This is a genomic window from Streptomyces sp. TE5632 (assembly GCF_054061295.1).
Window position 1 is genome coordinate 3,281,309 of the sequence record NZ_JBSSEA010000003.1, and the last position, 13,732, is coordinate 3,295,040.

Sequence of the window (13,732 nt, forward strand, 5' to 3'; positions counted from 1 at the left end):
CACCCTGCTCGGCGCCCTGCGCGGCACCTTGTTCAACGATCTGCTCCTTCCTCCGCCCAGGTCGTGAGCAGGCCCGACAGGGCGGCCACGACCTCCTCGGCGTCGGGGCCGTCGCCGCGGCCGTCCGGGGCCAGTTCCAGGTGCAGGAAGGTGGCGTGGTGCTGCCGCGCCGCCCGGCCCTGGACGTTGGTGGTGCCCTCCAGGGGGCAGCGGGCCGACCAGCCCCGGCAGACCCGCAGCCCGTCCGCCTCCAGCCGGTCGGCCAGGACGGAGGCCTCGCCGGGTGCGCTCTGCGCGGCACCGCCGGAGAGGACGGCGTCGTAGCGGTCCGCGGAGGACTCGGCGAAGCCGTGCAGCTGGATGCCGGGCACCCCGCGCTTCTGCAGTTCCACGACGACCAGGTGGAAGGCGCTGTCCTCGCGGTGGGCCACATCGCCGTCGCCCGCCCGGCGGTGGGCGCCGGCCAGGACCAGCGCGCCGCCCGGGTTGTCCTCCAGCAGCCGTAGGCCGAGCGTCTCGGTCTCCCGGTCGGCGACGGGGTGCGGTACCTGGGCGTTCCAGCGGACGGTGGAGTCCGCGTTCAGATACAGGCGCCCCCAGCCCGTGCTCGGGCCCTTGCCCGAGGCCGCGACCTCGTCGTAGCGGCGGCCGGTCGCGGTGTCGGTGAGGCGGGTCACGCGCAGGCCGATCGGGGCGAGGATCTCGTCCGCCGCGCGTGCGTCCCGGTCGAGGAGGCGTCCGATGCCGCGGGCGAGCCGGTCGCGCTGGTCGGCGTCGGGGGGCGTGTAGGGGCCGTCGCGCTTGATGGCCTCCGTGTAGGTGAGGACACGGCTGCGAAGGTCCACCAGTTCCCGGGATGCCGGAACAGTTTCCTCCGATTTCCGCTCCGGGTCGGCCTGACAACCCATCAATGTCAGAAAAAGTAGCAGCAGGGCGAAAACCGGAGAGAAACGTGACTGTCTCGTAATGGATATTGGCGCGATGGTCGTGTGGACCGTGTGAACATGACCGAGTGACACAGCGTAAGTCTCTCCCTAAGGTTCGGGTGGCTGCCACCCTGATCGCGCTGACCGGCCTGCTGGTCTCATGCGGTGCGGCCGACGGCTCCGTGGAGCCGCAGGCCAAGCCGGGGGGACGTTCCTTCACCGTCGCGGCCACGGGTGACGTGCTCATCCACCCGGAGCTGGTCGATCAGGCCGCCAAGGACGCCAAGGAGACCGGTGAGGGAGAGAAGGGGCTGGACTTCGGGCCGCTGCTCGCCGGGGTGAAGCCTGTCATCAGCGAGGCGGACCTGGCGATCTGCCACATGGAGACAACCGTGGGCAAGCCGGAGGGCCCCTTCGAGGGGGCTCCGGAGTTCCTGGTCCCGCCGCAGGTCCTGACGTCGCTGAAGGACGTGGGCTACGACACCTGCTCGACGGCTTCCAACCACACGTTCGACCACGGGCTGGACGGAGTGCGGCGCACGCTGGACGTCATGGACGAGGTGGGCCTCGGACACGCCGGATCGGCGCGGTCGGCCAAGGAGGCGGAGCGGATCAACATCCGTGACGTCGAAGGCGTCAAGGTCGCGCACCTCTCCTACTCCTGGGAGTCGTTCGTCCACCCGGTTCCCGAGAAGCAGCGCTGGGCGTTCAAGGGGACCGACCTGGCGGAGATCAAGAAGGAAGAGGCCCGGGCCCGGCAGCAGGGCGCCGAGGTGGTGCTCCTCTCGATCCACTGGGGTGTCGAGCACTACAACGAGCCGAGCGTCGCGCAACTGCGGCTGGCGGAACGTCTCGCCGAGGACACCGGGATCGACCTCGTCATCGGCCACCACGCCCACGTCGTCCAGCCGATCCAGAAGGTGAACGGCACCTGGGTCGCCTACAGCCTCGGCAACCATGTGGCCCGGCACTCCTCGCCGACCGGACTGACCGAGGAAGGGGCCATCGGCTGGTTCGAGTTCCAGGAGACCACCGAGGGCTGGGACGTCACCGCGCGCTACCGCACCACGCTGGTGGACATTCCGCCCGAGGCGGAGGACGAGGAAGAGGTGCCCGAGGGCGCGGTGCGGGACCTCCGGCTGGTGGACGCCCAGCAGATGCTCGACGAACCGGGAGACCTGTCCGAGGAGCGGCTCGCCCGCTACCGGCTGGCGCTCGACCGGACCCGGGGCTTCCTCTACAACCGGGGCGCCCCCGGCGGCGACGGCCTGGAGCAGCTCTCGATGAAGAAGTGACAGGACCCACACCCGAAGCTCACGCCGGGGGGTGCAACCTTGTCGGCGTTTATCAGTCTATACAGTGACGACGTCGCACGGCCGCGGTAGTGGTGCGCCGGCGTACGCCCGGCACTCGCGTCAAGACCAAGGAAGACCACCGGTGACATCGAGCCATGTCGCGCCGTCCTCAGCGCAGAGACAGCGCCGCAGCCGCAGACGGGCGGACATGCCCCTGCTCGGCGGCATCCGCCCGCCGATCGCGGTGCTGTGCGTACTGATCCTCGCCCTGGCCGGGCTGACCGCCAAGGTGCTCGGTCCCGGCGGCGACCCCGTCGTACCCAAGGCGGTGCTCTCCTCCCAGCAGCACTTCGCCGAGGACGGGGCGATCGCCCTGCGCGCCTCGATCGACGAGCGGGTCACGGACCTGCGGCGCACCGCCACCGCGCTGAACGCCGGGAAGCCTGCCGAGCCGGAGGACGTCCTGTCCGACCTGGGCAGGACGTACCAGAAGTGGACCGGCACCACGGTGGTGGACCTGGAGAGCGGGGACGTGCTCGCCGCGCGCGGCGAACGCATCCCGCTCGCCTGGCTGGACAAGGAGGTCCTCACCGGAGAGACCGCCCTCGTCCCGCGCATGGTGCGGCTGGAGACCGGTGACGTCCGGCTGATGACGATGGCCGTCCTCGACTGGAAGGACCGCCCGCAGCAGCTGCTGATCGCCTCCAACAGTCTGTCCGTGCCACCCATCACGCTGGGCCCGTTCCGCACCATGGCGGTCGTGGCACGGGACGGCGAGGTGCTCGCGACGGCCGGCTTCGAGCGGTCCGAGGCGCTCAACTCGGACCAGCAGCGCACGGAGCTCGAATTCCTCCAGAAGCAGATGTCCGCCCTGTCCGGCCAAGCGGCCGAGCGGGCGGAGCAGCACCCCGTCATCGCCAAGGAGCCCGGTTCCCGCGGCTATCCCGGCGTCAGCGGGAACCTGGTGGGCGACGACCACAACGGTCGGGTCGTCACCGCCGGCTACGCCTCCCTGGCCTCCTCCGACCCCGAGGAGAAGGACAGCGTCGCGGCGGGCCTCGGACTCACCGTCGTGGCCATGCTGCCCGTGGTCGCCGAGCAGAGCGCCGGCGCGGCGGACCGGGAACTGTACGGGCTGATCGCGGCCGGTGCCCTGGTGGTGCTCGGACTGCTGGCCGCCGCGGTGCTGTGGGCGCGGGTGCAGCGTCCGCTGCTGCGTCTGTTCCTGGAGTCCCGCCGGCTTGCCCGGGGTGACCTGACCCGTCCCGTCGGCACCTTCCGCGGCGGTGAGGCCGCCCGTATCGGCTCCGCCCTGGAACGGCTCCGGGGCCAGCTCGGCGGTCCGGGCGGTTCCGGTGACCCCGGTGGGGCGGGCGGCGGGAAGCCGGGCGGCCGGCTCCGGTTCGGCATCCGGGCGCAGCTCGTGGTGACCGCGGTGCTGCTGCTCCTGTGGTGTCTGCCGGTCGGTCTGCTGCTGAACCGCACCGACGACTCGGTCAGCGTGCCCGCCACCATGGTCAACGACCAGCGTGACCGTACCGACCTGGTGTCCGACCGGGTCCGCCGGGCGCTGAACGAGGCCCAGGCGGACCTGGTCTCCGCCTCCCGTCTCGTCGACGTGGCCGACCGGGACGCCACCGAGAGCCTGCTCAAGGACGCCCTGCGCAAGCACACCCGGTACGCGGCGCTGTACGTCGTCGACGGCAGGGGCGAGGTCGTCGCCCGCGCCGGTGGCGACCCGCACGACTGGAGCGACGACAAGAAGCTGCCCCTGGTCAGGGTGTCCGGGGAGGGTGGCAAGAAGCCGGTGCTCCAGGCCGGCGCCCCCGTGCCCGAGGAGAAGGGCGTCACCCTGGTGGGTGAGGTGCGGATCGAGTTCCTGAACTCGCTGCTGAAACGTCCCGGCCTCGGTGAGGTCCGTGTGGTGGACTCCAAGGGCCGCACCCTCGCCGCCAGCAACGGCTTCCTCGCCTTCGAGGACCTGCCCCGCGAGGCCCTGTCCGACCTGGTCCGGGCGGGCAGCGTGCAGGTCGGCGCCGGACCCGTCGAGAACGGGCTGCTCATCCGGGACGGCGGCAACGTCACCGTCGCCGCCGCGGCTCCCTTCTCCGGTGGCGGTGTGGCCGCCGACATCGGCTGGACCGTGGTCAGCTGGCAGAACGCCGACCGCTTCCAGATCACCGCGTACGAGCGCGAGGACCGCAGTGTGCTCGCCGGCCTGCTCGGTCTCGCCGCGATCGTGGTCTGCCTGGGCTGGGTGCACCTGGTGGTCGCCCGGCCGCTGCGGGCCCTCGCCACCAGCGCCGAGAAGCTGGCCGACGGCGACCTGAAGTCGGTGCTCTACCCCACGTACCACGACGAGGTGGGAGCGGTCGTCCGCAGCCTCGAACTGATCCGTCAGCAGCTCCAGGCCCGTCGGCAGAACCAGTCCCGCCGCCCCGCCGAACCCCGGCCGACCGAGCCCCGACCCGGTGAACCCCGGCTCGGCGCCGGAGGAAGGTGACCCGCCGTGCTCTACCTCTACTTCGCCCTGCTGGTCTGCTGCGTGCTCCTGCTCGTCGCGGGCATCGTCGAGCAGCGCCGGCACTACGCCGCCCTGCACTCCATACCGTCCCGGGTGCTCGTCAACGGCATTCGGGGCAAGTCCTCCATCACCCGGCTGTGCGCCGGCGCCCTGCGCGGCGGTGACCTGACCACGGTTGCCAAGACGACCGGCACCGCCGCCCGCTTCATCCACCCGGACGCGACCGAGGAGCCGGTCTACCGCAAGTTCGGCATCGCCAACGTGGTGGAGCAGATCGGTATCGTCCGCCGGGCCGCCGCGTACCGGCCCGACGCGCTCGTCATCGAGTGCATGGCGGTCATGCCGGCCCTGCAGGAGGTCAACCAGAGCAAGCTGATCCGTTCGACGATCGGCGTGCTGTGCAACGTGCGTGAGGACCACCTCGCCGAGATGGGCCCCACGCTCGACGACGTGGCCCGCTCGCTGTGCCGTTCCATGCCCCAGGACGGCATCTGCGTCACCGCCGAGAAGGATCGTTTCGACATCCTTCAGGAGGAGGCCGACGCCCGGAACTGCAAGCTGATCTACGCGGACCCCGAGACGGTGACCGACGAGGAGCTGCGCGGCTTCAGCTGGTTCACGTTCAAGGAGAACGTCGCGATCGCCCTGGTCGTGGCCGAGCTGCTCGGCGTGGAACGCAAGGTCGCCCTGCAGGGCATGTACGACGCCCCGCCGGACCCCGGTGTGCTCTCCGTCGAGCGGTACGTGACCGAGGAGGGCAAGCGGCTCGCCTTCGCCAACGTCTTCGCGGCCAACGACCCCGAGTCGACGCTGATGAACATCAACCAGCTGCTCGACCTCGGCGCGATCAGCCGTCCGCTGAACGTCGTCATCAACTGCCGCCCGGACCGCGTGGAGCGCAACGGGCAGATGGGCGAGATCGTCCCCGACCTCCAGCCGGACAACGTCTTCGTCATCGGGCACCCCGCCAAGAGCGCCATCGACGCCATCCCCGCCGAGTGGCGGGACCGCGCGGTGGACCTGGGCGGCGACCGCCGGGACGCGCACGAGTTCATGCCGGAACTGCTCGGCCGCATGTCCGACGGCTCCTCCCTCGTCGCCATCGGCAACATCCACGGCCAGGGTGAGGAACTCCTGGAGTACCTGGCCGAACTCCCGGCGGACGAGACGCCCGACGCGGAGCAGCCGGCCGACGCGGAGCGGACGCCGGGTCCGGACGCCGCCGTTCCGGCGCAGCAGATGCCCCGCCTGGACCCGTTCGCCGCCTACCCGACGGCGTACGAGGAGCGCTACCAGGCCTCCCAGACCCAGGAGATCCCTGTCATCCGCCGCAACCTCCTCGCCCAGCAGGCGGCGCTCCAGGAGCAGCAGCAGGGCCGGCACGCCCAGCAGGCCCAGGGGGGCCAGTACGAGCAGCAGGGCTGGTTCGCGCAGCGGCCCGCGCAGCGCGTTCCGCAGCAGGGGCAGTACCAGGAGCACGCACCCGAGCAGGGACACCGGCCGTACTACGACGGGCCCGACGGCGGGCCCTGGCAACCGACCGACGAGGACAGCGGTGGACCGCCCCCGCGCCGCTGACCTCCCGCGGGCCGACCGCCCTCCTTCCTTCCGCACACCTGCCCGGAGACCCCGTTGATCACCGCCGCCCTGACCCCCGAGATGGCCGCCCTGGGCATCGCCATAGGTCTGTTCTTCTCACTGCTGTGCTACCTCACCACCAACCTGTCGCCCGGCGGCATGATCACCCCGGGCTGGCTGGCGCTCACCCTCATCGAGGACCTGCAGCGCGCGGCGATGGTGGTGGGTGTGACCGCCCTGACCTACGCGGGCACCAAGGTGATGCAGCGGCTGGTGATCCTTTACGGCAAGCGGCTGTTCGCCGCGGTGGTGCTGCTGGGCGTGCTGCTCCAGGCCACCGTGATGATCGTGCTCTCGCTCGAGTTCCCGCTGCTGTACGGCAACCAGACCCTCGGGTTCATCGTGCCCGGTCTGATCGCCTACCAGATGGTGCGCCAGCCCAAGGGGCCCACTCTGCTGGCCACGGGCACCGTCTCGCTCATGGCCTACATCGTCATCGCCGCCGGCCTGCTGCTCGGCGTCATGCCCACTGTCTGACAACAACCGAGGAGCATTTCGATGGCTGGGAAAGGGAAGAAGAAGACGCGCCACATCGTCCCCGGACTGGTGGTGCTCACGCTCGTCGCGGGGTCCGGCTACCTGACCGTGGAGCTGCGCAAGCAGGAGGCGCCCGCGGTCACCGAGGTCCGCAACGTCGGTGTCCTGGACGGCAACCGCGGGTCCGGGAGCGGGTCGGACGACGACAGCAAGGCGACCTGGTCCCGGCTGGAGAACCCGGCGCGCTCGGTGCTGCGCGGTGGCGACGGGCAGATCATGGCGGTCCTCACCGACGGGTCGCGCACCGCGACGCTGACCGGGAAGGCCCGCACCTTCGAGGAGCCGACTTCGACCAAGTCCAAGGTGTCCACCCGGGACTGGGTCCGGCTGCTGCCCGAGGAGTGGAAGAAGGGCGCGGAGAAGGAGCAGTGGTTCAAGGACTGGTACGCCGAGAACAAGGACAGCGAGGAGGACGACCTCTTCGCGTTCGCCTTCCAGTACGTGGCCGGCGCCCCGGACAAGAAGGACGAGCAGGGCACGCTCTACGCCGGTGACGCCGACTTCGGCCCGCTGAACACCACCGGTGCGGAGGGCGGCGACCTGCGCCTGGAGCAGTCCGACTTCTACGACTTCCTGGGCGTCCAGTACCCCTTCCGGGACGGTGCCGTCGGGACGCCGGAGGCCATGCGGGCCAGGGCCCTGGACTGCTCCGGCTTCATCCGCATGGTGCTCGGCTACCGCGCCCGCTACCCGCTGATGTCCCTGGACAGTGCCTCCGGCGACGGACTGCCGCGTACCGCCAACGGCATGGCCCGCTCCAAGCTGGGCGCCGACGTGCTCCCGCTGACCGGGATCTCCGCGGAGGACCGGCCCGCCAACATCGACCAGCTCCAGCCCGGCGACCTGGTCTTCTTCAAGCTCGACGCGCGGACCAAGGAGCGGCTGGACCACGTGGGCATGGTGCTCGGCTACGACACCGAGGGCCACCTGATCTTCGTCTCCAGCCGTGAAGAGGTGAACGGCCCGACCATCGGCGACATCGGCGGTGTCTCCCGGCTGGACGGCAACGGGTACTACGCGAAGACGCTGCGCAGCGCGAAGCGGCTGTGAGACGGTGGTGAGGCAGCCGTGAGGCGGGGGTGCGGGGCCGGTCGGAGACGCGGTCGGCCCCGCCTAGGGCGTCGTCACTCGTTCGCGGCGGCCGACGCCTGGGCCTCGCCGCGGCGGCGGATCTGGCGGAAGGTGAACTCGGCGAGATCGTTGCCGGTGCTGAAGACGGCCTTGTCCTGCTCCGTCACGTCCTTGGCGGAGGTGAAACCGGACAGGGTGAAGTAGGCGTAGCGGCCGTGGGAGTTGGTGGTCGAGCGGCAGACCGCGCCGTCGCAGAACTCCTTGACGCCGCCGCCCGCGAGGGACTTGATGATGCTCCTCGTGTCGGCCTGCTGCTTGGCCTTGACGGCCTGGGCCTCGGTGTCGAAGACGGCCACGCCCACCGTCACCGCGACGTCGTCCTTGGTGTAGGTGACCCGGAGCAGGCGGCTGCATCCGTTGTCGGTGAGGACCTTGGGCAGCGTGGCCTTCGCGGCCGAGGCGCAGTCGCGGGTGTCGGCCGTCGGGCCCTTCTTGTACACCGTCTCGCCCATGGTGAGCTGCGTGCCCGGGAAGAGGACGTCCGGGGCCAGCGGCGCCCGGTCCTTCTTCACGTCGGAGATGAAGTCCTTCGGGTCCAGCGGCGGCGGGGCGCTCGTCGGGGCGAACGACGGGACCGCGCCGGTCGGGCTCGGCAGGTCGGCGGTCGCCGGCACCTGGGAGGACGGCCCGCCCGCGGCCTGGTTGCCGCCGTTCGCCGAGACGACGGCCACCGCCACGGCCGTGCCTATCGCGACGGTGGCGATCGCGCCGCCGCCGATGAACAGCAGCCGGCGCCGCTTGTGACGTGTCTCGGACGCCTCGGCCAGTGCGGCCCAGTCGGGTGACTGACTGTCGCCGCCCCCGCTGCTCCAGGGCTGCTGAGACTGCGGTTTCCAGGGATCCCACTGCGAAGGAGGTCCCCCCTGCCCATAACTCATGGGGCGCATCTTAGACGGGGCGCGGGGTGTGCCGGACCGCCCCAACCCCGCGCGCTGGTCCTGGCGTTGCCGCCCCGGCGATGAGCAAAAGCGACATCTCCGGGTGGTTGGTGCGCCTCGTGGACCGCGGCATGGACGACGCCGTCGTCGCGGAGGCGGGAGAACGGGAGGCTGAGCGGGGGTGAGCGGGGGTGAGCGGGGGTGAGCGGGGGACGGGTGAGCGGGAGGGGGATGGGTGGCGACGGACGGCTGTAGAGTCGGTGTGGCCCACGCCCGGCGGACTCGTTTTGACCCGTCCGGCCGAGGGCGGGTATTCTGCATGTTTGTTATGTGTATTGGCTTGCTCATTCTCACGTGAGGGGCCCTTACACCGGTCCACCGGGCCGATGACCAGCGACCAGCACGCGGTTTGCGTCACCGCGGTGCGGTCAGGGCTGTCGTGATCGTCTTCGGTGACCATGTCAGGACCACTCACTGAAGAAGCGAAGGCTACGAACCGTGCGTACGTACAGCCCCAAGCCCGGCGATGTGACGCGCCAGTGGCACGTCATCGACGCTCAGGACATCGTCCTGGGTCGTCTGGCCTCCACTGCGGCCTCCATCCTGCGCGGCAAGCACAAGCCGATCTACGCCCCGCACGTCGACACCGGTGACTTCGTCGTCATCATCAACGCCGACAAGGTGCACCTCTCCGGCAACAAGCGGACCCAGAAGCTGGCGTACCGCCACTCGGGCTACCCGGGTGGTCTGCGCTCCGTCCGCTACGACGAGCTGCTGGAGAAGAACCCCGAGAAGGCCATCGAGAAGGCCGTCAAGGGCATGCTCCCCAAGAACACCCTGGGCCGTCAGATGCTCTCGAAGCTGAAGGTCTACGCGGGCGACCAGCACCCGCACGCTGCCCAGCAGCCGGTGCCGTTCGAGATCACCCAGGTCGCGCAGTAAGTCCGGCCACCCCCTAAGACTGAACAGAATCTGAGGAGCATCGTGGCCGAGACCACTGCCGAGCAGCCGCTCGAAGAGATCGACATCGACAGCTACACCACCGAGTCCGAGGTGCCCGTCGAGGGCGAGTACACCTCGGAGTCCATGGCCTCCCGCTTCGGCGAGCCGCAGCCGGCCGCCGGCCTGGGCCGTCGCAAGAACGCCATCGCCCGCGTCCGGATCATCCCGGGCTCCGGCAAGTGGAAGATCAACGGGCGCACCCTCGAGGACTACTTCCCGAACAAGGTGCACCAGCAGGAAGTCAACGAGCCCTTCAAGGTGCTCGAGCTCGATGGTCGCTACGACATCGTCGCCCGTATCGCGGGTGGCGGCGTCTCCGGTCAGGCCGGTGCGCTCCGTCTCGGTGTCGCCCGTGCGCTGAACGAGGCGGACGTCGACAACAACCGCGGCGCGCTCAAGAAGGCCGGCTTCCTGCGCCGCGACGACCGCGCGGTCGAGCGGAAGAAGGCCGGTCTGAAGAAGGCCCGCAAGGCCCCGCAGTACAGCAAGCGCTGATTGCAGCTGCCCCTGCACGTACTCCGAACGCCCCGGCGGCACGCCACAGTGCCGCCGGGGCGTTCGTTTTCTCACTGCGGCGGGCGTATAACGACACAAGGCGCTCGAAGGCTAATCTGATCGGATGGTTGGGTAGCGCCTGCCTTGGGTCGCGGGTGCGGGAGCCGCCGGGCATCGCGACCGTAGAACACCCCCACATACCGCACCGGCAGCGCAACCGTCGAACGCGCCGACCGGTCAAACCCCTCGGTACAGCTCACAACGCCTCGGCCGACACCACGGCACCGTTTCCGGCACCGTCCCCGGTTCCGCCTTCGGTACCTCTTTCGACATGGCCGTCGACATGGTTTCGATACGGCTTCGATACTGACGCTTCCTCAGGAGGACAAGTGGGACGACTCTTCGGCACGGACGGTGTGCGCGGTGTCGCCAACGCGGACCTGACCGCCGAGATGGCACTGGGTCTCTCCGTGGCCGCCGCGCACGTACTGGCCGAGGCGGGCACGTTCGAAGGGCACCGGCCGACCGCCGTGGTCGGACGCGACCCGCGGGCGTCCGGTGAGTTCCTGGAGGCCGCCATGGTCGCCGGACTGGCGAGCGCCGGCGTGGACGTCCTGCGGGTCGGCGTGCTGCCGACGCCCGCCGTGGCGCACCTCACCGGAGCGCTCGGCGCGGACCTCGGTGTGATGCTGTCCGCGAGCCACAACGCCATGCCCGACAACGGCATCAAGTTCTTCGCGCGCGGCGGCCACAAGCTCGCCGACGAGCTGGAGGACCGGATCGAGTCCGTGTACGAGGAGCACCGCACCGGCGCCCCCTGGGACCGTCCGACCGGAGCCGGTGTGGGCCGTGTGCGGGACTACGAGGAGGGGCTCGACACCTACGTCTCCCATCTCGTCGGCGTCCTGCCGAACCGGTTGGACGGTCTGCGCATCGTCCTCGACGAGGCGCACGGCGCCGCCTCCCGGGTCTCGCCGGAGGCGTTCGCGCGGGCCGGGGCCGAGGTCATCACCATCGGTGCCCAGCCGAACGGGCTGAACATCAACGACGGCTGCGGTTCCACCCACCTGGACCGGCTGAAGGTCGCGGTCGTCGAGCACGGGGCCGATCTCGGCATCGCGCACGACGGCGACGCCGACCGGTGCCTGGCCGTCGACCACACCGGCGCCGAGGTGGACGGCGACCAGATCCTCGCCGTGCTCGCCCTGGCGATGCGGGAGCGCTCCGCACTGCGCTCCGACACCGTCGTCGCGACCGTGATGTCCAACCTCGGCTTCAAGCTCGCCATGGAGCGCGAAGGCATCCACTTCGTCCAGACCGGGGTCGGCGACCGGTACGTCCTGGAGCAGATGAAGGAGAAGGGCTACGCCCTGGGCGGCGAGCAGTCCGGCCACGTCATCGTCCTCGACCACGCGACCACGGGCGACGGCACGCTCACCGGTCTGCTGCTGGCGGCGCGCGTCGCCGAGACCGGGCGTTCGCTGCGCGAGCTGGCCTCGGTGATGGAGCGGCTGCCGCAGGTGCTCATCAACGTGCCGGACGTGGACAAGTCCCGGGTGAAGACGTCCGCGGAACTCTCCGCGGCCGTGACGGAGGCCGAGCGCGAGCTGGGCGAGACCGGCCGTGTGCTGCTCCGCCCCTCGGGCACCGAACCGCTGGTCCGCGTGATGGTCGAGGCCGCCGACATCGACCAGGCCCGCACGGTCGCGGGACGCCTGGCGGACGTGGTGAAGTCGGCACTGGGTTAGGCGGAGCGGGCTCCGTAAGGCGAAGGCCCGTACCCCTGGCGTCAGGGGTACGGGCCTCGGCCGCGTGGCGGGCCGGGTCCGTCAGCCCGCGTCCGGAACGGACTGCAGCGTCCCGTCGTCGGCGACGATCTCCTCCGGCGTGGTTCGCCGACCCGAGGGCCGGCGAACCACTTGGTGAGCCCGCTGAGCCCGCTGAGCCCGAAGTCGATCCGGATGTCCTGGCGTCGCACCGTCACCTCACGGCCTCGCGCCCACGATGAGGACCGTGCTGTGACCGACGGCGTCGACTCCTCGCGGGTCGCTTCGATCGGGTGCTCCCGCAGCACCGCGTCCGCGCTCTCGCCCGGAGTCCGCGCCTTTGCCTGGTCGGCCCGCCCGGACAGTGACAGGCCGATGTCCTCCACGGCGCATGGCGGCAGGGTGGCCGCCGGGGTGCGGGGCCGGGCCGGTGCTCACAGCTTGCGCAGCCGGAGACGCTGGACCTTGTGGTCCGGGCCCTTGCGGACGACGAGGGTGGCGCGGCCGCGGGTGGGGGCGATGTTCTCCACCAGGTTGGGCTTGTTGATGGTGCGCCACATCGTGCCGGCGTACTCGAGTGCCTCCGCCTCCGAGACCTGCGTGTACTTGCGGAAGTACGAGGACGGGTCCTGGAAGGCGGTCGCGCGCAGCTTGCGGAAGCGGTTGAGGTACCAGCGTTCGATGTCCTCGGTGCGGGCGTCCACGTACACGCTGAAGTCGAAGTAGTCGGCGAGACCGACGCGCGTACGGCCGTCCTTGCCGGGCAGCGCCGGCTGCAGGACGTTCAGCCCCTCGACGATCAGGATGTCCGGACGGCGCACGGTGAGCAGCTCACCGGGGACGATGTCGTAGATGAGGTGGGAGTAGACCGGGGCCGTCACCTCGTCCTTGCCGGCCTTGACGTCGGCGACGAAACGGGTCAGCGCGCGGCGGTCGAACGACTCGGGGAAGCCTTTGCGCGACATCAGGCCGCGTGCCTGGAGCTCTTTGGTGGGCAGCAGGAACCCGTCCGTGGTCACCAGCTCGACGCGCGGGTGCTCGGGCCAGCGGGACAGCAGGGCCTGGAGCAGACGGGAGACGGTGGACTTGCCGACGGCGACGGAACCGGCGACCCCTATGACGAAGGGGGTGCCGGACTGGGAGCCCTGTTCGCCGAGGAAGGTGTTCAGCGCGCCGCGGAGCCCGTCGGTGGCGCCGACGTAGAGATTGAGCAGCCGGGACAGCGGGAGGTAGATGTCCCGCACCTCGTCGAGGTCGATGACGTCACCGAGCCCGCGCAGCTGTTCCACCTCGTCGGCGGAGAGCGGCAGCGGCGTCTTGTGGCGCAGGGCGCTCCACTCGGCACGGGTGAGGTCGAGGTAGGGAGTCGCCTCCGGCCGCTGCCGGTGGGCGCTCCGGGAAGTCGAGGAGGCCGGTGAGATCACGGTCCATTGTTAACGGAGTTCGACCGGGACGGCTGGTGGGCTGCGTCACTGTCCTCCGCACGCACCGGCGCTCACGCACCGGTGGGAATTTCCGATGTCGGGCACGCGGCGGCCGT

11 protein-coding genes and 1 pseudogene are annotated in these 13,732 nt (G+C 70.4%); 8 read left to right on the forward strand and 4 right to left on the reverse strand.

The features are described 5' to 3' along the window. Positions 1-32: 32 nt before the first annotated feature. On the reverse strand, positions 33-845 hold the full coding sequence (locus tag ACVW19_RS20305) for a hypothetical protein (protein ID WP_457460734.1): 813 nt from the start codon (positions 843-845) through the stop codon (positions 33-35). Positions 846-1,045: 200 nt separating this feature from the next. On the opposite strand from ACVW19_RS20305, the gene ACVW19_RS20310 reads away from it, so the two are divergent. The 5 genes from ACVW19_RS20310 to ACVW19_RS20330 all read left to right on the forward strand — a co-directional run bounded on the left by ACVW19_RS20310 (position 1,046) and on the right by ACVW19_RS20330 (position 7,970). Next, positions 1,046-2,221 carry a CapA family protein gene (locus tag ACVW19_RS20310; RefSeq protein WP_457460735.1) on the forward strand — a complete coding sequence of 392 codons (1,176 nt, stop codon included), beginning with the start codon at positions 1,046-1,048 and terminating at the stop codon, positions 2,219-2,221. A gap of 208 nt (positions 2,222-2,429) precedes the next feature. Further along, positions 2,430-4,724, forward strand: coding sequence for a HAMP domain-containing protein (locus ACVW19_RS20315; protein WP_457464695.1), 2,295 nt, complete (start codon positions 2,430-2,432; stop codon positions 4,722-4,724). A 6-nt stretch (positions 4,725-4,730) separates the two neighbouring features. After that, on the forward strand, positions 4,731-6,323 hold the full coding sequence (gene pgsB, locus ACVW19_RS20320; RefSeq protein ID WP_457460736.1) for a poly-gamma-glutamate synthase PgsB: 1,593 nt from the start codon (positions 4,731-4,733) through the stop codon (positions 6,321-6,323). A 54-nt stretch (positions 6,324-6,377) separates the two neighbouring features. Next, positions 6,378-6,860 (forward strand): poly-gamma-glutamate biosynthesis protein PgsC/CapC, encoded by a 483-nt coding sequence (locus tag ACVW19_RS20325; protein WP_109377689.1) that lies wholly within the window; start codon positions 6,378-6,380, stop codon positions 6,858-6,860. A gap of 21 nt (positions 6,861-6,881) precedes the next feature. After that, entirely contained in the window at positions 6,882-7,970 is a 1,089-nt protein-coding gene (locus ACVW19_RS20330; protein WP_457460737.1) for a C40 family peptidase, read from the forward strand. Positions 7,971-8,044: 74 nt separating this feature from the next. Here the strand turns inward: ACVW19_RS20330 and ACVW19_RS20335 are convergent, their stop codons facing one another. Then, positions 8,045-8,929, reverse strand: a complete 885-nt coding sequence (locus ACVW19_RS20335) for a hypothetical protein (RefSeq protein WP_457460738.1) — start codon at positions 8,927-8,929, stop codon at positions 8,045-8,047. Between the two features lie 498 nt (positions 8,930-9,427). On the opposite strand from ACVW19_RS20335, the gene rplM reads away from it, so the two are divergent. The 3 genes from rplM (at position 9,428) to glmM (ending at position 12,174) form a co-directional block, all read left to right on the forward strand. Continuing rightward, positions 9,428-9,871 (forward strand): 50S ribosomal protein L13, encoded by a 444-nt coding sequence (gene rplM, locus ACVW19_RS20340; protein ID WP_457460739.1) that lies wholly within the window; start codon positions 9,428-9,430, stop codon positions 9,869-9,871. 42 nt (positions 9,872-9,913) lie between these two features. Beyond that, positions 9,914-10,426 (forward strand): 30S ribosomal protein S9, encoded by a 513-nt coding sequence (gene rpsI, locus ACVW19_RS20345; RefSeq protein WP_457460740.1) that lies wholly within the window; start codon positions 9,914-9,916, stop codon positions 10,424-10,426. 389 nt (positions 10,427-10,815) lie between these two features. After that, positions 10,816-12,174: a phosphoglucosamine mutase gene (gene glmM / locus ACVW19_RS20350; RefSeq protein ID WP_457460741.1), complete on the forward strand. Its 1,359-nt coding sequence runs from the start codon at positions 10,816-10,818 to the stop codon at positions 12,172-12,174. A 269-nt stretch (positions 12,175-12,443) separates the two neighbouring features. Here glmM and ACVW19_RS20355 read toward each other — a convergent pair. Together ACVW19_RS20355 and coaA are read right to left on the reverse strand one after the other, a co-directional pair. Continuing rightward, a pseudogene (locus tag ACVW19_RS20355) lies at positions 12,444-12,581 on the reverse strand (DUF389 domain-containing protein); the annotation flags it as partial. Between the two features lie 45 nt (positions 12,582-12,626). Next, entirely contained in the window at positions 12,627-13,616 is a 990-nt protein-coding gene (gene coaA / locus ACVW19_RS20360) for a type I pantothenate kinase (RefSeq protein ID WP_457460742.1), read from the reverse strand. Positions 13,617-13,732 lie beyond the last annotated feature (116 nt).

What these genes read in the sequence shown, in the direction of transcription:
- ACVW19_RS20315 (WP_457464695.1), top strand. Translation starts at nt 2,430, where the DNA reads ATGCCCCTGCTCGGCGGCATCCGCCCGCCGATCGCGGTGCTGTGCGTA.
- ACVW19_RS20330 (WP_457460737.1), top strand. Translation starts at nt 6,882, where the DNA reads ATGGCTGGGAAAGGGAAGAAGAAGACGCGCCACATCGTCCCCGGACTG.
- ACVW19_RS20335 (WP_457460738.1), bottom strand. Translation starts at nt 8,929, where the DNA reads ATGAGTTATGGGCAGGGGGGACCTCCTTCGCAGTGGGATCCCTGGAAA.